Source organism: Microbacterium sp. NPDC058389, from assembly GCF_042722305.1.
Classification (GTDB): Bacteria; Actinomycetota; Actinomycetes; order Actinomycetales; family Microbacteriaceae; genus Microbacterium.
In genome coordinates, this window is sequence record NZ_JBHXJQ010000012.1 from 1 (window position 1) to 21,592 (window position 21,592).

Annotated in this window: 14 protein-coding genes; 13 read left to right on the forward strand and 1 reads right to left on the reverse strand. The window is 73.0% G+C overall.

The genetic code is table 11. The annotated features are described in order from the left end of the window. Positions 1-196 precede the first annotated feature (196 nt). From ACFWJ8_RS15075 to ACFWJ8_RS15105, 7 genes are all read left to right on the forward strand, one after another. The gene (locus ACFWJ8_RS15075; RefSeq protein WP_378812976.1) at positions 197-3,106 is read left to right on the forward strand and encodes a glycoside hydrolase family 2 TIM barrel-domain containing protein; all 2,910 of its coding nucleotides are present in this window, start codon (positions 197-199) and stop codon (positions 3,104-3,106) included. Between the two features lie 31 nt (positions 3,107-3,137). Further along, on the forward strand, positions 3,138-4,688 hold the full coding sequence (locus ACFWJ8_RS15080) for an alpha-N-arabinofuranosidase (RefSeq protein ID WP_378812978.1): 1,551 nt from the start codon (positions 3,138-3,140) through the stop codon (positions 4,686-4,688). A 117-nt stretch (positions 4,689-4,805) separates the two neighbouring features. Then, positions 4,806-7,271, forward strand: coding sequence for a beta-galactosidase (locus tag ACFWJ8_RS15085; protein ID WP_378812981.1), 2,466 nt, complete (start codon positions 4,806-4,808; stop codon positions 7,269-7,271). Between the two features lie 23 nt (positions 7,272-7,294). Further along, positions 7,295-8,602, forward strand: coding sequence for a glycoside hydrolase family 27 protein (locus tag ACFWJ8_RS15090; protein WP_378812984.1), 1,308 nt, complete (start codon positions 7,295-7,297; stop codon positions 8,600-8,602). A 231-nt stretch (positions 8,603-8,833) separates the two neighbouring features. Beyond that, positions 8,834-9,961, forward strand: coding sequence for a Gfo/Idh/MocA family protein (locus tag ACFWJ8_RS15095; RefSeq protein ID WP_378813215.1), 1,128 nt, complete (start codon positions 8,834-8,836; stop codon positions 9,959-9,961). A gap of 5 nt (positions 9,962-9,966) precedes the next feature. After that, on the forward strand, positions 9,967-11,199 hold the full coding sequence (locus ACFWJ8_RS15100; protein ID WP_378812986.1) for a dihydrodipicolinate synthase family protein: 1,233 nt from the start codon (positions 9,967-9,969) through the stop codon (positions 11,197-11,199). Beyond that, entirely contained in the window at positions 11,196-12,095 is a 900-nt protein-coding gene (locus tag ACFWJ8_RS15105) for a sugar phosphate isomerase/epimerase family protein (protein ID WP_378812989.1), read from the forward strand. The genes ACFWJ8_RS15100 and ACFWJ8_RS15105 overlap by 4 nt, the downstream gene beginning before the upstream one ends. Before the next feature lie 474 nt (positions 12,096-12,569). Here ACFWJ8_RS15105 and ACFWJ8_RS15110 read toward each other — a convergent pair whose 3' ends face one another. Continuing rightward, entirely contained in the window at positions 12,570-14,846 is a 2,277-nt protein-coding gene (locus ACFWJ8_RS15110; RefSeq protein WP_378812991.1) for a beta-L-arabinofuranosidase domain-containing protein, read from the reverse strand. 97 nt (positions 14,847-14,943) lie between these two features. Between ACFWJ8_RS15110 and ACFWJ8_RS15115 the strand changes: the two genes are divergently transcribed. The 6 genes from ACFWJ8_RS15115 to ACFWJ8_RS15140 all read left to right on the forward strand — a co-directional run bounded on the left by ACFWJ8_RS15115 (position 14,944) and on the right by ACFWJ8_RS15140 (position 21,574). Further along, complete coding sequence (locus tag ACFWJ8_RS15115; RefSeq protein ID WP_378812994.1) at positions 14,944-15,978, forward strand: LacI family DNA-binding transcriptional regulator; 1,035 nt, start codon at positions 14,944-14,946, stop codon at positions 15,976-15,978. Between the two features lie 62 nt (positions 15,979-16,040). Continuing rightward, positions 16,041-17,045 carry a LacI family DNA-binding transcriptional regulator gene (locus ACFWJ8_RS15120; protein ID WP_378812997.1) on the forward strand — a complete coding sequence of 335 codons (1,005 nt, stop codon included), beginning with the start codon at positions 16,041-16,043 and terminating at the stop codon, positions 17,043-17,045. Between the two features lie 62 nt (positions 17,046-17,107). Then, positions 17,108-18,460: a Gfo/Idh/MocA family protein gene (locus ACFWJ8_RS15125; protein ID WP_378812999.1), complete on the forward strand. Its 1,353-nt coding sequence runs from the start codon at positions 17,108-17,110 to the stop codon at positions 18,458-18,460. Then, positions 18,457-19,527 carry an NAD-dependent epimerase/dehydratase family protein gene (locus ACFWJ8_RS15130; protein ID WP_378813002.1) on the forward strand — a complete coding sequence of 357 codons (1,071 nt, stop codon included), beginning with the start codon at positions 18,457-18,459 and terminating at the stop codon, positions 19,525-19,527. Before ACFWJ8_RS15125 ends, ACFWJ8_RS15130 begins: the two co-directional genes overlap by 4 nt. Next, positions 19,524-20,423 (forward strand): 5-dehydro-4-deoxyglucarate dehydratase, encoded by a 900-nt coding sequence (locus tag ACFWJ8_RS15135; protein WP_378813005.1) that lies wholly within the window; start codon positions 19,524-19,526, stop codon positions 20,421-20,423. Before ACFWJ8_RS15130 ends, ACFWJ8_RS15135 begins: the two co-directional genes overlap by 4 nt. A gap of 71 nt (positions 20,424-20,494) precedes the next feature. After that, on the forward strand, positions 20,495-21,574 hold the full coding sequence (locus tag ACFWJ8_RS15140) for a mandelate racemase/muconate lactonizing enzyme family protein (protein ID WP_378813217.1): 1,080 nt from the start codon (positions 20,495-20,497) through the stop codon (positions 21,572-21,574). Positions 21,575-21,592: the final 18 nt, after the last annotated feature.

The following is a 21,592-nucleotide window of genomic DNA, read 5'->3' on the forward strand; positions in this document are numbered from 1 at the left end:
GGCCGCTTCTGTTGTTTATACCCCCCGGGGGGTTGGCCGCGCCCCGCGCCCGCGGCACCCACCTCTCTTCCGACGATCGATTCCGATCATCTGAAAGACGAGCCGACGCGCCTGGACCATTCGGCCGCGAGCTGCGGTAGGACCTTAACCCGGTGCCACGGAAGGCACCGCCCCGCAGTCCGCTCATCGACGAGGAATGCCTTTGGACATCGCCACCCCCACGCCCGGATCGGGCGCCGTCGCACCTCGTGCCCGGCTGCGCTCGGACGCCCCGCAGCAGTCCCTCGACGGGCAGTGGAGGTTCCGCGTCTCGCCGTCACTTCGCAGCGCACCGGCCGACTGGCGCTCCGCCGAGACGGCGGGCTGGGGCACGGTCGACGTGCCGGGCCACTGGAACCTGCAGGGGTACGGAACGCCCGCGTACTCGAACGTGCAGATGCCGTTCCCCCTCGACCCGCCGTACCCGCCGGACGCCAACCCGATCGGCGACCACCGATTCGAGTTCGTGGCGTCCGACGCGGTGCTCGCCCACCGTCGCCGCCTGCTGCGCTTCGACGGCATCGAGTCCGCGGCCGAGGTCTGGCTCAATGACACGCTGCTCGGCACCACGCGCGGCAGCCGCCTGACGCACGAGTTCGACGTGTCGACGGTGCTCGCCCAGGGCGTGAACCGTCTCGCGGTGCGGGTCGCCCAGTTCAGCGATGCGACCTACATCGAGAACCAGGACATGTGGTGGCTGCCGGGCGTGTTCCGCAGCGTCACGCTGCTCGCGCGCCCCGATGGCGGGATCGACGACGTCTTCGTGCGGGCAGATTACGACGCGAGGACCGGCGCAGGACTGCTCGACGCGGCCGTCGAGGTCGACGGCGGCGGCGAGGCCCGCATCGTGCTCCCCGAGCTGGGCGTCGACGCCCCCGCGGGCAGCGCGCTGCGCCTCGACGGCATCGAGCCGTGGAGCGCCGAACGCCCACGCCTGTACGACGTCGAGGTGCGCACCGCCGCCGAGACGGTGCGCCTGCGCGTCGGGTTCCGTCGCGTCGAGGTCGCGGACGCGCAGCTGCTCGTCAACGGCGCGCCCATCATGTTCCGCGGCGTCAACCGCCACGAGCACCACCCCGAGCACGGGCGCGTGTTCGACGCCGACGTGGTCCGCGGCGAGCTGCTGCTCATGAAGCGCCACCACATCAACGCGATCCGCACGTCGCACTACCCGCCGCACCCCGACGTGCTCGACCTCTTCGACGAGCTCGGGTTCTGGGTCATCCTCGAATGCGACCTCGAGGCGCACGGCTTCGACCGGGTCGGGTGGCGCGGCGTGCCCAGTGCCGAACCGGCCTGGCGCGCGGCGTACCTCGACCGCATGCAGCGCACGGTCCACCGCGACAAGAACCACGCGAGCGTCCTGCTGTGGTCGCTCGGCAACGAGTCGTACCGCGGCGCGAACCTCGAGGCCATGGCCCGCTGGACCAAGGACTTCGACCCGACGCGCCTGGTGCACTACGAAGGCGACCCCGCGAGCCGCTACGTCGACGTGCACTCGCGCATGTACGCGCCGCACGACGAGATCCGCGAGCTCGGCGAAGAGGGCCTGCGCCCCGCGCCCGTCCGCGCGACCGCCGACGAGCTGCACCGACTGTCGCTGCCCGTGATCCAGTGCGAGTTCGCCCACGCGATGGGCACCGGCCCCGGCGGCATGCAGGAGTACTGGGACCTCTTCGAGCAGTACCCGCGGCTGGCCGGCGGCTTCGTGTGGGAGTGGATCGAGCACGGCATCCTCGCCCCCGACGACGGCACCGGCCGGCGTCGCATGCTGTACGGCGGCGACTTCGGCGAGGCCGTCCACGACGGCACCTTCGTGATCGACGGGCTGGTCGACGCCGACCGCCGCCCGCGCCCCGGACTCGTCCACTACGCGGCCGTCATCGCACCCGTCGTCGTGACCGTGGCGGCGGACCGCCGCCGTGTCGCCGTCGCGAACCGGTACGACGTCCTCGACCTCGCCCACGTCGCGCTCTCGTGGGAGCGCGTGGTCGACGGCGAGCGGGTGGATGCCGGCATCCTGACCCTCCCGTCGTGCCCGCCCCGCTCCGCGGTCGAGGTCGAGCTGCCCGAGTCCGCCCGCACGGCGCACCCGCACGCGGTGTCGGACGTCGTGACCGTCACCGCGACCACTGTCGCCGACAGCCCGTGGGCGGCGCCCGGACACGAGGTCGGCGCCGGACAGGACGTCGTGCGCCGCGCGCGGAGGGCCGCCGCACCGGCGCAGGCCCCGGCATCCGATCACGGCGTCGGTCCACTCGAGCTCGACCTGACCACCGGGCGGGTGACCGCCCTCGGTGGCCTCGCCCTCAGCGGCCCGGCCGTCGGTGTCTGGCGCGCGCCCACCGACAACGACCGCGACTACGGCCTGGAGGAGCTCGACCTGCCGACGATGGCCGACCGCTGGCACGACGCCGCGATCGACCGCATGGTGACGCGACTGGTCGGCATCGACGCCGACGGCGGCTCGGTGCGCGTGCGCACCCGCACCGGCACGCCGATCTTCGACACGGCGATCGACGCGACCGCGACGTGGACGGCGCTCGAGGACGGCGCCGTGCGCCTCGACATCGCACTCGAGCCGAACGCGAGCTGGACGGGCGAGTGGGCTCGCCTCGGCCTCGACTTCGAGCTGCCCGGCGCCCCGCGAGACGTCGACCTGGTCGGGTACGGCCCCGTGCCGAGCTACCCCGATCTGCGCGCCGGTGCGCGCTTCGGGTGGTGGCGCATCCCGGCCGCCGAGCTCACCGTCGACCACGTGCGCCCGCAGGAGAGCGGGTCGCGCATCGACGTGAGCGAGGCGACGATCCGTCTGCGGGACGGCGCGCTGCGGATCCGCTCGCTCACGACGCCGTTCGCGCTCACCGTGTCGCCGCACAGCAGGCCGGCGCTCGCGGCCGCCGCGCACGACTGGGAGCTGCCCGACGAGGACCGCACCTTCGTCTCGATCGACCTCGCCCAGGCGGGCGTCGGCACGGCGACGTGCGGTCCGGGAGTGCTGCCGCGGCACCGCCTGTTCCCGCGCGCCGCCGCGATCTCGCTCACGTTCGAGCACCTTCCGCTCTGATTCCGCCCCGATCCGATCCCCTGGAGCCCTGATGCCCGCTGACAGCACGACCGCCACCGCCCGCCTCGACCCGCACCACGGGATCTCCGACATCGACCGTCGCCTGTTCGGCGGCTTCGTCGAGCACCTCGGGCGGCACATCTACGACGGCATCTTCGAACCCGGCCACGCCGAGGCGGACGCCGACGGCTTCCGCACCGACGTCGTCGAGCTCGTGAAGGAGCTCGGCGTCTCCACCATCCGCTACCCCGGCGGCAACTTCGTGTCGGGCTACCGGTGGGAGGACGGCATCGGCCCGAAGGCCGACCGCCCGCGCCGCCTCGACCTGGCGTGGCACTCGACCGAGACCAACGAGGTGGGGCTGCACGAGTTCCAGGCCTGGCTCGACCGCGTGGGCAGCGACCTGATGCTCGCCGTCAACCTCGGCACGAGGGGCACGCAGGAGGCACTCGACCTGCTCGAGTACGCGAACGCCGACACCCCCACGGCATGGACCGACCAGCGCGCCGCGAACGGCCGCGACACCCCGTTCGGCGTCACGATGTGGTGTCTCGGCAACGAGATGGACGGCCCGTGGCAGGTCGGCCACCGCAACGCCGACGACTACGGCAAGCTGGCGATGCGCACCGCGAAGGCGATGCGCATGATCGATCCTGGCGTCGAGCTCGTGGTGTGCGGGTCGTCGGGACGCGGCATGCCGACGTTCGGCTCGTGGGAGCGCCAAGTGCTCGAGCACACGTTCGACGACGTCGACTTCATCTCGTGCCACTCCTACTACCAGGAGCACGACGGCGACGCACAGGAGTTCCTCGCGTCGGGCGTCGACATGGCGCGCTTCATCGAGTCGGTTGTCGCGATCGCCGACACGGTCGCCGCGACGAAGAAGAGCGACAAGCGCATCATGATCTCGTTCGACGAGTGGAACGTCTGGTACCTGCACGACGACGAGGGCGGCCAGAACGACAAGCCCGAGGAGAAGGGCTGGCCGGTCGCCCCGCGCCTGCTCGAAGACAAGTACAACGCGCTGGATGCCGTCGTCTTCGGCGACCTCCTGATCACGCTGCTGCAGCACGCCGACCGGGTGCGCTCGGCCTCGCTCGCGCAGCTCGTGAACGTGATCGCGCCGATCATGACCGAGCCGGGCGGCCCGGCCTGGCGCCAGACGACGTTCTTCCCGTTCTCGATCACGTCGCGCCTGGCGCACGGCCGCGCGGTGCGCGTGCCGGTGTCGGCGGGCACGTTCGTCTCGGAGAAGCTGGGCGAGGTCGCGAACGTCAACGCGGTCGCCACGATCGATGCTTCGACGGAGCTCAGCACAGGCGGCGTCTCGCTGTTCGTCGTGAACCGCTCGACGACGGATGCCACGACCCTGCGCGTCGACCTCGCCCCGCTCGTACGGGACCTCGGTCGCGACCTCGCGATCGCCGAGGCGCATGTGCTGTACGACGACGACCTGTACGCGGCGAACACGCTGGCCGACCAGACGCGCGTCGGAGTGGGCGTGGCCGAGGCGGCGATCGACGGCGACGTGCTCACGATCGAGCTGCCCGCGGTCTCGTGGGCGGCGATCCGGCTCGCCTGAGCCCGCGCGCGCCACGCGCAGAGGGGATGCCGCCGGCGGAGGATTCTCCGACGGCATCCGCTCCTCCTCCCGTGGCTCCTCCTCCCTCGTGACCGCCTCGCCCGACCGGAGCCCCGCATGCTGCACCTCGACGCCACCCACGGCGCCACCGACGAGCGCACGCCGCGCATGGCGAACGACGAGGACGCCCGCCCCGGGCTCTCGCTCACGAGCCGCAGCCTCGTCCGGGACGGGCGGCCGTGGCTGCCCGTCTCGGGCGAGCTGCACTACACGCGCGTGCCACGGGAGCGCTGGACCGAGCGACTGAGACTCATGCGGGCGGGCGGGATCACGGTGGTCTCGACGTACGTGCCATGGCTGCACCACGAACCGGTGCGGGGGCGGGTGCGCTTCGACGGGCGCTACGACGTCGGCGCGTTCGTCGACGCCGCGCGCGCCGAGGGCCTGGAGGTCGTGCTGCGGATCGGTCCGTGGGTGCACGGCGAGATGCGCAACGGCGGGTTGCCGGACTGGGTGCAGCACGCACCGGTCGCCCATCGCACCGACGATCCGGCGTACCTCGCGCTGGTGCGGGAGTGGTTCGCGCGCATCGCGGGTGCGCTCGACGGCCGTGGCACGCCGAGCACGCTGCTCGGCATCCAGCTCGACAACGAGCTCTACGACCAGCCTGGGCACCTGCTCACCCTCAAGCGCCTCGCCCGTGAGGCTGGGCTCTCGGCGCCCCTGTGGACGGCGACCGCGTGGGGCGGGGCGCAGCTCCCCGACCCGGAGGTGCTGCCCCTGTGGGGCGGGTACGGCGACGGGTTCTGGGTCGACCCGGGCGAGCCGTGGGATCCCACCTTCCGCGCCCACTTCTTCTTCTCCGACACGTGGGACGACCCCGGCATCGGCGTCGACGTGCGCGAAGCGGATGCCGCCGCCGCGGCGTCGGCCGGATCGCCCGAGCCGCGCTTCGTCTCGGTCGTTCCTCCCTCGCTCAGCGACCGGAGCACGGGCTCATCCCAGCCCACCCGGGCCCTCAGCGACCGGAGCACGGGTGCATCCCAGCCCACCCGGACGCTGAGCGACCGGAGCACGGGTGCACCGCAGCCCACCCGGGCGCTGAGCGAGCGCCAGCGAGACGAAGCGTGGCCGCGCGACCTCGGCGGCACCGCAGGGCTGTCGCCGTGGTTCCCGGCCGCGACGTGCGAGCTGGGCGGCGGCATGGCGACCGCCTACCACCGACGACCGCGACCCGAGGCCCTCGACATCGCGGCCGTCGCCCACGCCAAGCTCGGCAGCGGCTCCGCGTGGCAGGGGTACTACATGTACGCCGGCGGCACGAACCCCGGCCCCGACCTCGAAGAGACGCAGGCGACCGGGTACCCCAACGACATGACGCCGCGCGGGTACGACTTCCACGCGCCGATCGGCGAGGCCGGGCGCACCGCGCCGAGCCACGCCGCATTGCGACTGCAGCACGCCTTCATCGCCGCGTTCGGCGACCGCCTCGCACCGCTGCCCTCGTACCTGCCCGACGCGGGTCCGGTCGGGGTGACCGACTCCGAGACGCTGCGGTGGGCGGTGCGCGCCGAGGACGGCGCGGGCTTCGTCTTCATCGGGTGGCATCAGCCGCACGACCCGCTCCCCGTCTACCGCGAGGCACAGTTCCGGATCGAGACGCCACGCGGGTCGGTCGAACTGCCGAGCGCACCGGTCGACATCCCGCCCGGGACGCTCGCCCGATGGCCGCTCGGACTCGAGGTCGGCGGCGTCACGATCGACGGGGCGACGGCGTCCGCGCTCACCGTGCTCCCCGGTGCCGTGCCCACTCTCGTGCTGACCGAGGATGCCGGCATCCCCGTCGAGGTCGTGCACGACGGCGTCGTGCACCACGTCACGCCTGGAGGTGGGGCGCTGCGCCTCCGGGATTCACTCGACGTGCTGGTGCTGACCGCCGCCGAAGCCGCGGTCGCCTGGGTCGTCGAGGCGGGCGAGCGCCGCCTGCTCGTCTCACCCGACGAGGTGACGTGGGATGCCGCGGGCCGCGTCGCGGTGAGGTCGGCGACGGCGCACCCCGACGTGCGCGAGTACGTCGACTGCGGCTGGCGTGCCGTCGACCTCGTGCGGGTCTCCGGCTCCGCCCTGACGGCAGGGCTCGGCGTCCGCACCGAGCGCGAGGCGACCGTGCCGTCGGGCGACTACGGTGTGCGCGACGGGCGGCAGGCCGCACCGCGCGACGACGTGCTCGACGCGCACGCAGCGGTGTACCTGCTCGACGTGCCCGAGCACACCGCCGATGCCGTGCTGCGGGTGCGATGGGCCGGCGACGTCCTGCAGCTGCGGGTCGACGGCGAGACGGTGACCGACCGGTTCTGGGACGGATCGGAGCTCGTCGCGAACCTGCACGACGCGGGCGTCCGTCCCGGCTCGCGCGTCGAGGTGCGGGTGCTGCCGCTGCGCACCGACAGCGGGGTGCACCTGCCCGCCGACGCCGCCGCACGCCTCGCCGCGGCGTCGACGGCGCTGTGGGCGCTCGACGACGTGACCATCGATCAGCGTGCCCTGTGGCTGGAGCCGCAGCAGCCCGAGAAGACGACCTGACGAGAGACGAAGGAGACCCTCCGATGACCCTGCGCAAGACCCCGACGCCGCCCCTGGGCTGGAACAGCTGGGACAGTTACGGCACCACCGTCACCGAGGACGAGGTGCTCGCCAACGCCGAGTTCATGGCCGAGCACCTGCTCCCCCACGGCTGGGACACGATCGTGATCGACGCGGACTGGGCCGATCCGCACCCTCGGTCGCACGGCTACAACGAGGACGCCCGGCTCACGATCGACGCGCACGGCCGCCTGCAGCCCGACCCGGCGCGATTCCCGAGCTCGGCCGGCGGGGCCGGATTCGGACCGCTCGCGGCACGCCTGCATGGGCTCGGCCTGAAGCTCGGCGTGCACGTGATGCGCGGCATCCCGCGCGTCGCCGCCGCGGCCGACACCCCCGTGCTCGGCACGTCGACGACGGCGGCGGCCATCGCCGACGCCACGAACGTGTGCGAGTGGAACCCGCACTACCTGGGCCTCGACCACACGAACCCGGCCGCGCAGGCGTATTACGACTCGTGCGTCGCGCAGTTCTCCGAGTGGGGCCTCGACTTCGTCAAGGCCGACGACATGCTGTGGCCTTACCAGGTGCCCGACATCGAGGCCTATTCCCTCGCCGTGCAGCGCGCCGACCGCGACATCGCGCTGTCGTTCTCGCCCGGGCGCGACCTGTCGGCCGCCCACCTCGAGCACCTGCGTGCCCACGCGACGATGTGGCGCGTGTGCGACGACGTGTGGGACCGCTGGGACGACATCGAGCCCAACTTCGCGCGCCTGGCCCGGTGGGCGCCGTTCGCCGGCCCCGACGGCTGGCCCGACGCCGACATGCTGCCGCTCGGCCGCATCGGCATCCGCGCCGAGCGCGGTGAGCCTCGCGAGGGCGCGCTGACGCTGCCCGAGCGCCGGTCGCTCATGACGCTGTGGATCATGGCCCGCTCGCCCCTCATGATCGGCGGCGACCTGCCGACGAGCGCGCCCGAGACCATCGCGCTGTTCACGAACGACGAGGTGCTGCGCATCCTGCGCGACTCCCACGGCAACCGCGAGCTGCTGCGCGAGCGCGGACTCGTGGTGTGGGCCGCGGAGGGGCCCGCCGGCGAGCGCTGGGCGGCCGTGTTCAACCTCGGCGACGAGCCACGGGAGGAGCCGTTCGATACACGGTCTCTCGGCCTGGGCGCCGCGCCCGCCGGCGTCGTGGACGTGTGGGGCGACGAGGCCGTCGCCGTCGAGGCGGTGCACGAGCAGTCGAATGCGGCGCGCAGCGTGGCCCCCGGCAGCTCCGTCGTGCGGCTCGCGCTGGAGGCGCACGGCTGCGTGCTGCTGCGCGCCTGACGTCGGGGCGGTCGCCCGGACCGCGGGAGTGGATGCCGCGGGAAAGCGCTTGCGGGGCATCCACTCTCATGGCACACTGGATTGACAACTTGGAAAGCGTTTACCCGCTGGGCACATCGCCCCGGGCGACCACAGAGCATTCAGAGCAGAAAGCAGGACCCCGTGACCGATACGACCCTCGCCCCCGCCGGCACCGAGGCATTCCCCCAGGTGCGTGAGATCGGCATCATCATGAACGGCGTCTCGGGCCGCATGGGGTACCGCCAGCACCTCGTGCGCTCGATCCTCGCGATCCGCGACCAGGGCGGCATCGAGCTGTCCGACGGCACCAAGGTCACCGTGAAGCCGCTGCTGGTCGGCCGCAGCGAGGCCAAGCTCGCCGAGCTCGCCGCCAAGCACGGCATCGAGGACTACACGACCGACCTCGACGCCGCCCTCGCCGACCCGCGCTGGGAGATCTACGCCGACTTCCTCGTCACCAAGGCCCGCGCCTCGGCCCTGCGCAAGGCGATCGCCGCCGGCAAGACCATCTACACCGAGAAGCCCACGGCCGAGACCGTCGCCGAGGCCCTCGAGCTCGCACAGCTCGCGCAGGAGGCCGGCGTCAAGACCGGCGTCGTGCACGACAAGCTGTATCTGCCGGGTCTGCAGAAGCTCAAGCGGCTCATCGATTCCGGCTTCTTCGGCCGCATCCTGTCGGTGCGCGGCGAGTTCGGCTACTGGGTGTTCGAGGGCGACTGGCAGCCCGCCCAGCGTCCGTCGTGGAATTACCGCGCCGAGGACGGCGGCGGCATCATCGTCGACATGTTCCCGCACTGGAACTACGTGCTGGAGAACCTGTTCGGCGAGGTCAAGACCGTCTACGCGCAGGCCGCCGTGCACATCGCCGACCGCTGGGACGAGAAGGGCGAGCACTACACCGCGACCGCCGAGGACGCCGCGTACGGCATCTTCGAGCTCGAGGGCGACATCGTCGCGCAGATCAACTCGTCGTGGACGGTGCGCGTCAACCGCGACGAGCTCGTCGAGTTCCACGTCGACGGCACGCACGGCTCGGCCGTCGTCGGCCTGTTCGGGGCGAAGATCCAGCACCGCAACGCGACTCCGAAGCCGGTGTGGAACCCCGACCTGGCGGACGACCACGACTACGACGCCGACTGGGCCGAGGTGCCCGTGAACGACGTGTTCCAGAACGGCTTCCGTCAGCAGTGGGAGGAGTTCCTCGAGTCGTACGTGCTCGACACCCCCTACGCCTTCGACCTGCTGTCGGGCGCCCGTGGCGTGCTCCTCGCCGAGGCCGGCCTGCAGTCCAGCCGCGAGGGCCGCAAGGTCGAGCTGCCCGCGCTCACCCTGGAGTGAACCGGATGCCGCACCTCACCCTGCTCTCGGCCGACGGGGTCCTCTCCGCCGCCGAGCTGAACGAAGCCCCGGGGTACACGCGTCCCGACAGTCCGTTGCGCTCGCGCGTCGCGTACGCCGCCGCGCACGTGGTTCCGAAGACGTGGGCCGACAACACCCCGGGTCAGCCGGCCGAGGTCGACTGGGATGCCACCCTCGACTTCCGCCGCGCGGTGTACTCGTGGGGTCTCGGCGTCGCCGACGCCATGGACACCGCACAGCGCAACATGGGCCTCGACGCCGCCGCGACGCGCGACCTCATCGCCCGCTCGGCGCAGGTCGCGCGCGAAGAGGGCGGCTCGGTCGTCGTCGGGGTCAACACCGACCACGTCGACGGCGAGCGCATCTCGATCGACCAGGTCATCGACGCCTACAAGACGCAGCTGCATTTCACCGAGGAGCAGGGCGCCGGCCCCGTGCTGATGGCGTCGCGCCACCTGGCGCGGGTCGCCGAGTCGGCCGACGACTACCGTCGCGTCTACCGCGAGGTGCTGCAGTCGGCGGCCACGCCCGTCGTGCTGCACTGGCTCGGCACCGCGTTCGACCCGGTGCTCGAGGGCTATTTCGGCTCGACCGACTGGCGCGAGGCGTCGGCGGTCCTCCTCGACATCATCGGGGAGAACGTCGACAAGGTCGCGGGCGTCAAGATGAGCCTGCTGGATGCCGCCTCCGAGGTGTCGGTGCGCGAACGGCTCCCCGAGTCCGTGCGCATGTTCACCGGCGACGACTTCAACTACGTCGGCCTCATCGGCGGCTCCTCGGTCCCTGAGCTCGTCGAAGGGTCCGGGGAAGGCGCCTCGACCGGCTCAGCGACCGGCAAGGGCTATTCGGACGCGCTGCTCGGCGCGTTCGCGGCGATCACACCCGTCGCCTCGGCGGCGATCCAGGCGCTCGACGCCGGCGACCCGGCGCGGTACCTCGAGATCCTCGGCCCGACCGAGGAGCTCAGCCGCCAGGTGTTCGCCGCGCCGACGTTCTACTACAAGACCGGCGTCGCGTTCCTCTCGTGGCTGAACGGCCACCAGTCCGCCTTCCAGATGGTCGGCGGCCTGCACTCGGCACGGAGCCTTCCGCACCTGTCGCGCATCGTCGAGCTGGCCAACGCGTCACTGGCGCTGGAGCAGCCCGAGCTCGCGGCGGTCCGGTGGCACGGCATGCTGCGCCACAACGGCATCGAGGTCCCGGGGGTGCTCGCGTGAGCGCCCTTCGACCGGCTCAGGGACCGGACCCGCGCCTGTCGATCAACCAGGCGACCATCAAGTACGCCGACCTCGCCACCGCCCTGCGCGTGACGGCCGAGGCGGGCGTGCAGGGCATCGGCCTGTGGCGCGAGCCGGTCAACGAGGTGGGTCTGCAGACCGCCGCGTCGATGCTGGCCGACTCGGGCCTGCGCTTCACGACGCACTGCCGAGGCGGGTTCTTCACGGTGCCCGAGGGTCCTGTGCGGCGCGCGTCGATCGATGACAACCGGGTCGCCATCGAGGAGACCGCGACGCTGGCCGCCGCCGGCGCTGCCGGATCGACCGCCATCCTGGTGCTGGTCGCGGGCGGCCTGCCCGAGGGCTCGCGCGACGTCGCCGGTGCGCGTGAGCGCGTGCGCGATGCGATCGGCGAGCTCGCTCCGGATGCCGCCGCCGCGGGCGTCACCCTGGCGATCGAACCGCTGCACCCGATGTATGCCTCAGACCGCTGCGTCGTGTCGACGCTCGGCCAGGCGCTCGACATCGCGGCGGACTTCGACCCCGCCGTGGTCGGCGCGACCGTCGACACGTTCCACATCTGGTGGGACCCCGACGTGCTCGCCTCGATCGAGCGGGCCGGCCGCGAGGGCCGCATCGCCACGTACCAGGTGTGCGACTGGAAGACGCCGCTCGCCGCGGACGTGCTGCTGAGCCGCCACTACCCGGGCGACGGCGTCATCGACTTCGCATCGCTGACCGCCGCCGTCGAGGCGACCGGCTACGACCGCGACATCGAGGTCGAGATCTTCAACCAGGAGATCTGGGACACCGACCCCCGCACGGTGGTCGAGCGCACGGCCGCCGGGTTCGCGGCATCCGTCTCGCCGCATCTGCGCGCGCGCGTCGCAGGCTGACGCCGCCCGAGTCTCGGAGCGCCCGCGGGGTTCTTGGCCCCCGCGGGCGCTTCGTCGTTCGTGTCCCACGCTTCGTCTCGCTGGCGCTCGCTCAGCGACCGGCACCGGACCTTCAGCGAGCCGGGAACGGCCGCACCCACCGGTACCGGACGTTGAGCGAGCGAGGAACGAGCGAGACGAAACGCCCCGACCGCGCCGTCGACCTCCCTGCGCCACGCTTCGTCTCGCTGACGCTCGCTCAGCGACCGGCACCGGACCTTCAGCGAGCCGGGAACGACCGCACCCACCGGCACCGGACGTTGAGCGAGCGAGGAACGAGCGAGACGAAACGCCCCGACCGCGCCGCCACGCTTCGTCTCGCCGGCGCTCGCTCAGCGACCGGCACCGGACCTTCAGCGAGCCGAGAACGACCGCACCCACCGGCACCGGACGTAGAGCGAGCGAGGAACGAGCGAGACGAAACGCGGCGTCGGCTCAGCGATCGGAGGCCGCCGACAGCAGGCGCAGCTCCCCCAGACGGGGCGTCACGAGGCCCGCGGCCTCGATCCGCACCGTCAGCTCCACCGCGCCGGACGCGGTGCCGAGAGGCACCTCGCGCGTGAGCGCGGGCGACCCTGCGGGGACGGACTCGTCGAGGACGACGGCATCCCCCACCGCCACACGCACGCACGCCGGCTCGTCCGACGCGAGCCACGACACGCGCAGCGCGTCTGCGGTGCCGCTCCAGTCGCGCAGCGTGAGCGAGATGGTGCCGCGGGTGCGACGCCACCGCGCGTCGCCGTCGATCCCGGTCTCTTCATCGGATGCCGTCAGTCCGTGGTCCGACTCCGGCTGCTGCTCGCCGAACGCGACGAGGTCGCGCGTACGCGCCTCGAGGCCGAGGGACGCCGTGTCGATCGCCTTCAGCGCGGCCCTGCGTTCGGCGGCCGAGGTGACGGCGACCGGCCAGGACACGGTGTAGCGCGCGTCGTGGATGCCGGCGAAGGGCTCCAGCTCGACGACGCCGCCGTCGGCGGTCGGCACCCGCACGCGCCCGGGCGCCGTGCGCACGGCACGCGAGACGGCGTCGGACGCGAGCACCGGGGTCTCGGCGAGCGGCCGCAGCGGCCCGACGGCGATGTGTCCCATGCGTGCGCCGCTGCCCCGGTAGGCGACCCCGTCGTCGGCGATGCGCTGCGCGAGCACATCGGGACCGTCGACGATCCAGCCCCAGTCCGAGCCGTCCGCCGGGCGCTCGACGCGCAGGCGCCGCGGCAGCGTGAAACGCACGATAGCTCTGCCCGGCTCGACCTCGATCGCCGCCCGCGTGCCCGACGCGACCCGGCGGGTGGCGGCATCCTGTTCCACGACGGCCTTACCGGCGACCCAGTCCGGGATCAGCACTGCGACACGCGAGGACCGATCGGTCTGGATCTCGAGCGTCGCGTGCACGGCGTCCGCCTCGGACGTCGCATCGACCGCGAGCGCGACCTCGACGCCATCGAACCGCCCACGCGACGGCACGAAGGCGTTCACGCGCACCTCGTCGGGGCCCTCCGAGAACACGAGGGCCGCGTGCCGCGCCTGTGCCTCGAACCCCGAACCCATGCAGCACCAGAAGCCCTCGGCCTCCGGGGAGTAGACGCGGTAGTGCCCGGGCCGCTGCGGCGTGAAGTACACCAGCCCGCCATGATCGGGATGCTGCGCCGAACGCAGGTGGTTCGCCCGCGCCCGCTCGGCCCAGTGCAGGTACGCGTCGTCGCCCGTCAGCACGTGCAGCTCGGCGGCGAGCTTGACCATGTTGTGGGTGTTGCACGACTCCGGTCCTTCGCGGGCGATGAACATGCTCGCGAAGTCCGACGGGAAGTGCTCGCGCACGCTGTCGCCGCCGATCGCCGCGCTGCGGTGCCGCGCCACGCGCTCGAAGAACACGCGTGCGGCGGCACCCTCGCGCGCCTCGATGTCGGGCAGCAGCTCGGGCGCCACCTCCCGGGCCGCCCGCTCGATCGTCGCGAACCCCACCGCGACGGGGATCTGGGTGTTGGCGTGCAGGCCGTCGAGCTCGTCGCGACCGGCGGCGAGGGGCTCGACGAGCCCGCGGCGGGCGAACCTGCGCGCGAGGCGCAGGTAGGCGGCATCCCGGGTCACGAGCGCCAGACGGGCGAAGGCCTCGGTCATGCCGCCGAACTCGCAGTCCAGGATGCGGTCGAACACCGCGTCGTCGAGGGCGTCGTCGACGCGCAGCCACCAGGCGCCGAGGTCGTCGAGCGTCGTTCGCGCGACCGGGTCGCCGGCGAGCTCGACCGCGTCGACGAGCCCGGCGAGGATCTTGTGCAGGTTGTAGAGAGGCACCCACCGGCCGTTGAGGTGGAAGGCGCCGACGTCGGCGCGTCCGGCGCGCAGCTCGTCCCACAGCGCCTCGCCGCCCGGCACGCCGCCGACATAGCCGGTGCCGCGGGCGAGCTGGCATTCGCGGATGCCGCCGACCAGCGTCTGCACGAGAGCCGAGGCCGCCGCATCCCCTCCCGCGGCCAGCGTGCTCGCCGCCGAGAGCACGTGCCCGGCGGTGTGGCCGTCGAGCCCCTCGGCCTCCCAGCCGGGGTACGTGTCGGCGTGCGGGAGCCCCGCTTCGCGCCGGAACGGAGCGAGCAGCCGGTCGGGGTCGAGGCGGCGGATCGTGGCGCCGACCGTGACCTGCGCGTCGAGGTCGGCTCCCGGTTCGAGCCGCACGCGGGACGCCGGCAGGAAGCGCAGCGGGGCTGAGAGGGGCATGGCGCTCCTTCGCGGTGACGGATCCGGCTCGCCGCAATGCGGGAAACCGTTTCCCAATCTACCGCGCGAACCGGACAGAGGCCCTAGACTCTGGCCTGTGAGCGACACATCCGCGCCCGCCCGGGGCGCTGCCACCCTTCACGACGTCGCACGCGAGGCGGGCGTCTCGCTCGCGACCGCGTCACGCGTGCTCAACGGCTCGACCCGCAAGGTCGCCGAGAGCTATCGCGAGCGCGTGGAGGCCGCCGCGGAGAAGCTCGGATACACCGCGAACCTGTCGGCACAGGCCACTGCGCGCGGCACCGCGGCGATCGTCGCGCTCCTGGTCGCCGACATCGCCGACCCCTACTTCGGACAGCTCGCCGCCGGTGTCGCCCGCGGCGCCGACGAGGCCGGCCTCGTCGTCACCATCGCGATCACCGAGCGCGACCCGCAGCGCGAGGTGCGCCTCGTGCGGGCCCTGCGCGGTCAGCGTCCGCGCGGGCTCATCCTCGCGGCATCCCGCACCGAAGGCACCGACGCGGTCGGCCTCGCCGACGAGCTCGAAGCCTTCGCCGGCATGGGCGGACGCGTCGCGGTCGTCGGTCCCGGCGGCGGCTCGGCGCGCACCGTCGCCCTCGACAACCGCGGCGGAGCGGCCGCCCTCGGCGCTGAGCTCGCACGCCTCGGGTATCGCGAGGCGATCGTGGTCGCGGCATCCGAGGGCATCCGCACGTCGGACGACCGCGTCGCCGGGTTCACCGAGGGCTTCGGCGCGGGCGGCGGGACGGTGCGAGAGGTGCGCCGCGCCGGCTTCACGCGCGACGCCGGCTACGAGACGGCGCAGCGGCTGCTGGCCGACGGCCTGCCCGAGGGCACACTCATCTTCGGCATCAGCGACGTGGTCGCGATCGGCATCATGTCGGCGATCCGGGATGCCGGACGCCAGGTCGGTGCCGACGTCGCCGTCGCCGGGTTCGACGACATCGCCACCGGGCGTGACGTCCGCCCGGGCCTCACGACCGTGCACGTGCCGCTGGAGGATCTCGGCTACCGCGCACTGCACGCCGCGACCGATCCGGAATGGGATGACGCCGCCCCGCCGCTCCCCCTCGAGGTCGTCGTGCGCGGCTCGACCCCACAGCGCGCCTGAACCGCGTGCACCGCGGGAAGCGTTTCCTGCCCGGTTAGGCTGAGCCGACCGGAAGGAGCCGCATGACTCGACGGAACGACGGACCGGCGCGCGTCACGATCGCAGATGTCGCCGCACGGGCAGGGGTGTCGCTGTCGACGGTGTCGCGCGCGCTGAACGGCAATCCGACCGTGGACCCCGCCCTCGCTGAGCGGGTGAAGGATGCCGCAGCCGCCCTCGACTACACCGCGAGCCCCGTCGCGCGCAGCCTGGTGCTCGGGCGCACGCAGACGGTCGCGGTGATCGTGCCCGACCTCGGCAACCCGACGTTCCAGGAGATCCTGCGGGGGCTGAGCCGCGCGGCCGTCGCCGACGACTACCACGTGCTCGTGGCCGACTCGGCGGAGTCGGTCGACGAGGAGCGCGTGCTCGCGGGCACCACCAGGCGCCGCACCGACGGCGTGATCCTGTGCGCCCCCCGGCTGCCTCAGGACGAGCTCGACCGGCTGGTCGGCGGTCTCCGCCCGGTCGTGCTGATCAACCGCACGGCAGGCGACGTGCCCTCGGTGCGCGCGGACTACCGCAGCGCCCTGACCGCCGAGCTGGACCATCTGCACGGCCTCGGCCACCGGCGCATCGTCTACCTCGCGGGCGCACCCGGCAGCGTCGCGAACGCCGCGCGCCTCTCGGCGATCGCGGCGTTCGTGGCGGCCCATCCCGACACCGAGGTCGCCGAGATCCCGTGCGGCGTCGACTTCGAGGCGGGGGCCGCGGCCGGCGCCGCCGTGCTCGCGGCCGGGGCGACGGCCGCCCTCGCCTTCAACGACCTCGTGGCGATGGGACTGCTCAGCGCGGTGCAGGAGAGTGGATGCCGCGTCCCCGGCGACCTGTCGATCATCGGCTTCGACGACATCCCGTTCGCCCGGTACACGACTCCCCCGCTGACGACCGCCGCGGTGCCCGCGGGTGAGCTCGGCGCCCAGGCGTGGTCGCGCATGCGCGACCTGCTGGAGGGCGCCGAGCCGGGGCATCCCCTCACCGTCCTCCCCGAGCTGACCGTGCGCGGGTCCACGGGCCCCGTCACCTGAACCCGGGCAACGCTTCCCCAGTTCAGGTGGTAGCCTGAGAAAACGTTTCCTGAAGGAGTGAGATGAGCCACCGCCGGTATGCCCTCGTCGGTGCGGGACACCGCGCCCAGATGTACGTCGACGCGATCATCGGCCGTTACGCCGACGACGCCGCGCTGGTGGCGATCTGCGAGCCGAACCCGGTGCGCGCGCAGTACTACGTCGATCGCGTCGTCGCCGCCGGCCGCCCCGCTCCCGCGGTGTACGGCCCCGATGATCTGGAGGCGATGATCCGTGAGCAGCAGGTCGACCGCGTCGTCATCTGCGCGCGCGACGACCTGCACGCCCCGCTCATCGTGCGCTCCCTCGACGCCGGCGCCGACGTCGTGGTCGAGAAGCCGCTCACGATCGACGGCCCCAGCGCCGCGGCCATCGAGGACGCCATCGACCGCACCGGCCGCGAGGTCGTCATCACGTTCAACTACCGCTACTCGCCCCGCAACTCGGCGCTGCGCCAGGTCATCCAGGACGGCACGATCGGGCAGGTCACCTCGATCGACTTCTCGTGGGTGCTCGACACCAAGCACGGTGCGGACTACTTCCGCCGCTGGCACCGCGAGAAGGAGCACTCGGGCGGCCTGCTGGTCCACAAGGCCAGCCACCACTTCGACCTCGTCAACTGGTGGATCCGCTCGGCGCCGCGCCGCGTGTACGCCTCGGGCGGCCTGCGCTTCTACGGCGCCGACAACGCCGCGGCCCGCGGCATCCACGACCGTCCCGCCCGCGGCACCCACGACGGGCACGATGCGTTCGAACTCGACCTGCGCGACGACGCCCGGCTGAAGGCGCTCTACCTCGACGCCGAGCAGCACGACGGCTACCTGCGCGACCGCGACGTGTTCGGCCAGGGCATCACGATCGAAGACAACCTCGCCCTCGTCGTCGACTACGCCTCCGGCGCCACCCTCAGCTACTCCCTCAACGCGCACTCGCCCTGGGAGGGCTACCGGGTCGCCGTCAACGGCACCCTCGGCCGCGCCGAGCTGGAGGTCGTCGAACGCGGCGCCGTGCTCGCCGACGAAGGCCTGCACCCCGTGCTCGACCCCTCCGCCGTGCACGCCGGTGACTCGGGATCGCTGCGCCCCGAGGGTGAGCGCCTGATCGTGCAGAAGCACTGGGAGGCCGCCTACGAGGTGCCCATCCTCGCGGCGGGCGACGGCGGTCACGGCGGCGGCGACGCCCTGCTGCTGGCCGACGTGTTCGAGGGACCCGGCGACGACCCGCTGGCCCGTCCGGCCGACTGGCGCGACGGCGTCCGCTCGATCGCCGTCGGTATCGCCGGCAACCGGTCGCTGGCCACCGGACTGCCCGTCCAGGTCGCCGACCTCGGCATCCGCTTCCTCGCGTCCGACGCGGCGGAGGCGTCTCGCGCATGACCCGCATCGTCGTCACCGGCGGTGCCGGCCGGCTCGGGCGCAGCCTGGTCGCCGGGCTGGCGGCATCCGGTCACGATCTCGTCTCCCTCGATCGAGCGGTGTCGGACGCCCCTGAACTCGCGGACGTCGAGCAGATCGCGATCGATCTGAGCGACGCGGATGCCGCGGCTCGCGCCCTCGCCGACACCCGCGCCGACGCGCTCATCCACCTCGCCGCGATCGCCGTGCCGTTCAGCGCGCCCGAGGACGTCATCATGCGCACCAACGCCGGGCTCTCCGTGTCGGTGCTCGGCGGAGCCGTGAGGGCCGGCATCCGGCGCGTCGTCGCCGCGTCGAGCCCGACCGTGCTCGGCTATGGCGCCCCGACCGGATGGGTGCCCGACCGCTTCCCGCTGGACGAGGACACGCCCGCCCGTCCGTGGAACGCGTATGCGCTGTCGAAGCTGCTGATCGAGCAGACGATCGGGATGCTGGCGCGGCAGACAGGCGATGCGACGCGGTTCGCGGCGTTCCGCCCGTGTTACGTCATCGCGCCGGAGGAGTGGTCGGGCGCACTCACGCAGCAGGGGCACACGGTGCGCGAGCGCCTCGACGATCCCGCGCTGTCCGCGCCCGCGATCTTCAACTATGTCGACGCGCGCGACGTCGCCGCGTTCGCCGACACGCTGCTGCGGGCGCTCCCCGACATCCCCAACGGCGAGACGTTCTTCGTCGCCGCCGACGACGCGCTCGCCCGCGAGCCCCTCGCCGACCTCGTGCCCCGCTTCTACCCCGGCACCGCCGAGCTCGCCGCCGTGCTCACCGGCACGACCCCCGCGTTCTCGAACGCGAAGGCCCGCCGCGTGCTCGGCTGGCGGCCGGCGCACTCGTGGCGCGGCGAGCTCGGCGAAGCGGCCGGCGCTTCGACAGGCTCAGCGACCGCAACGGGCTCAGCCACCGCAACGGGCTCAGCCACCGCAACGGGCTCGGCCACCGCAACGGGCTCGGCCCCCGCAACGGGCTCAGCCACCGCGACAGGCCGAGCGACCCACTCCGACCCCGCGACCCGAAAGGACGTGCTGGCGTGAACTTCGACGGCATCCTCTTCTTCCCCGTCACCCCGTTCGACGCGCAGGACCGCGTCGACGAGGACCTGCTGCGACAGCACCTCGAGACGACCCTCGCGCACGCGCCGGGCGGCGTCTTCCCGGCGTGCGGCACGGGCGAGTTCCACGCACTGTCGACAGAGGAGGCGACGCGCGTCGTGCAGGTCGCGACCCAGACCGTCGCGGGGCGCGTGCCCGTCGTCGCCGGCACGGGCGGCCCGCTCGGCCACGCGAAGGCGCTGGCGCGCGCGGCTGCCGACGCCGGTGCGGATGCGCTGCTCGCACTGCCGCCCTACCTCGTGGGCGGCCCGCAGGCGGGCCTCGTGGCGTACGTCGAGGCGGTGGCGGCGGCATCCGATCTTCCCGTCGTGATCTACCACCGCGCGAACGCGCAGTTCTCGGTCGACGCGGTGCGGCGCCTGGCGGCGAACCCCAAGGTCGTCGGCTTCAAGGACGGCGTCGGCGATGTCGGCCTGGCGCAGCAGGTCGTGCGTGCCGTCGCCGCGGAGGGGCGCGAGGACTTCGCGTTCTTCAACGGCCTGCTCACCGCCGAGCTGACGCAGGGCGCGTACCGCGGCATCGGCATTCCGCTGTACTCGTCGGCGGCGTTCGCGATGATCCCCGAAGTGGCGAACGCGTACTACCGCGCCTACGTCGCCGGCGACGAGGACCGCCGCAACGCGCTCGTCGACGGCTTCTACTCGCCGCTCGTCCGGCTGCGTGACGAGGCGCCGGGCTTCGGCGTCTCGCTCATCAAGACCGGCCTGCGCCTGGGCGGCCTGCCGGTCGGCTCGGTGCGTGCGCCGCTGGTCGACCCGGCCCCCGCCCAGCAGGACCGCCTCGCCGAGATCCTGGCCGCCGGACGGGCGCTGCTGTGACGAAGGCCGGAGAGGTGGATGCCTCGGCCCGCACCGTCGCGGGGGCCGAGGCATCCCTCGCCGAGGCGACGATCGTGTCGCTCGACGCCCGCCTGATCCGGGTTCCGCTCATCCGGCCGTGGGCGGCGGACGTGACGTCGGTCGGCGTGATCGCGACGCACGTGGTGCGCTCGGACGGCGCCGAGGGCTGGGGCTTCTCGTGGACGCCGCAGATCGGCGCCGAGGCGGTGCACGCGCTGCTCGTGCACGACGTCGCGCCGTTCGCCGCGGGACGCACGGCCGATCCGTCGGCGCTGTGGAGCGACGCGTGGCGCCACCTGCACGAGGCTGGCGGGGGCGGTGTCACGACGATCGCACTGGCCGGGCTGGACCTCGCGCTGTGGGATGCCGCAGCCCGCGCCCGTGACCTGCCGGTGTCGGAGCTGCTCGGGCGACGCCGCGCGTCCGTGCGCGCATACGGCTCGGGTGTCAACCTGCACTACACGCAGGACGAGCTCGTCGCCCAGGTGCGGCGGTGGGTCGCTGCCGGGTTCGACGCCGTGAAGATCAAGGTCGGCAGACCGGACGTGCACGAGGACGCCGACCGGCTCGCCGCGGTGCGCGAGGTGCTCGGCCCCGATCGCGCGCTGATGATCGACGCCAACCAGCGCTGGGACCTCGCGCGGGCCACCGCGTCGATGGAGGTACTGGCGGCGTACGACCCCGCGTGGATCGAGGAACCGCTGCGCGCCGACGACCTCGCGGGTCACACCGAGCTCGCCCGACGACTCGCTGTCGGTGCCGGCATCCCGATCGCGCTCGGCGAGAACGTGCACACGGCCTACCGGTTCGCCGAGTTCCTGCGCGCCGGCGCCGCGCAGATCGTGCAGCCGAACGTCGTGCGCGTGGGCGGCATCACACCGTTCCGGCGGATCGCCGAGCTCGCCCAGGAGCACGGCGCGACGCTCCACCCGCACCTGCTGCCCGAGCTCTCCGGCCAGCTCGCCCTCACCCTGCCGGTCGCGCCCGGCGCCGTCGCACCGATGGCCGAGGACGTCGAGGACGCCGGTTTCGGCGCGCTCGGCGCCCTCGACGGCCCGTCGCCCGTCCGCATCGCCGACGCGACCCTCACCGAGACGCCGCACGTCGGCCTCGGCCTCCGCTTCCGCTGACTCTCCCGAAGGGACCCT

Coding starts and splice junctions, on each gene's coding strand:
- ACFWJ8_RS15110 (WP_378812991.1), bottom strand. CDS start 14,846: ATGCCCCTCTCAGCCCCGCTGCGCTTCCTGCCGGCGTCCCGCGTGCGG.
- ACFWJ8_RS15075 (WP_378812976.1), top strand. CDS start 197: ATGCCTTTGGACATCGCCACCCCCACGCCCGGATCGGGCGCCGTCGCA.
- ACFWJ8_RS15090 (WP_378812984.1), top strand. CDS start 7,295: ATGACCCTGCGCAAGACCCCGACGCCGCCCCTGGGCTGGAACAGCTGG.
- ACFWJ8_RS15095 (WP_378813215.1), top strand. CDS start 8,834: ATGAACGGCGTCTCGGGCCGCATGGGGTACCGCCAGCACCTCGTGCGC.
- ACFWJ8_RS15120 (WP_378812997.1), top strand. CDS start 16,041: ATGACTCGACGGAACGACGGACCGGCGCGCGTCACGATCGCAGATGTC.
- ACFWJ8_RS15100 (WP_378812986.1), top strand. CDS start 9,967: ATGCCGCACCTCACCCTGCTCTCGGCCGACGGGGTCCTCTCCGCCGCC.
- ACFWJ8_RS15080 (WP_378812978.1), top strand. CDS start 3,138: ATGCCCGCTGACAGCACGACCGCCACCGCCCGCCTCGACCCGCACCAC.
- ACFWJ8_RS15085 (WP_378812981.1), top strand. CDS start 4,806: ATGCTGCACCTCGACGCCACCCACGGCGCCACCGACGAGCGCACGCCG.
- ACFWJ8_RS15125 (WP_378812999.1), top strand. CDS start 17,108: ATGAGCCACCGCCGGTATGCCCTCGTCGGTGCGGGACACCGCGCCCAG.
- ACFWJ8_RS15130 (WP_378813002.1), top strand. CDS start 18,457: ATGACCCGCATCGTCGTCACCGGCGGTGCCGGCCGGCTCGGGCGCAGC.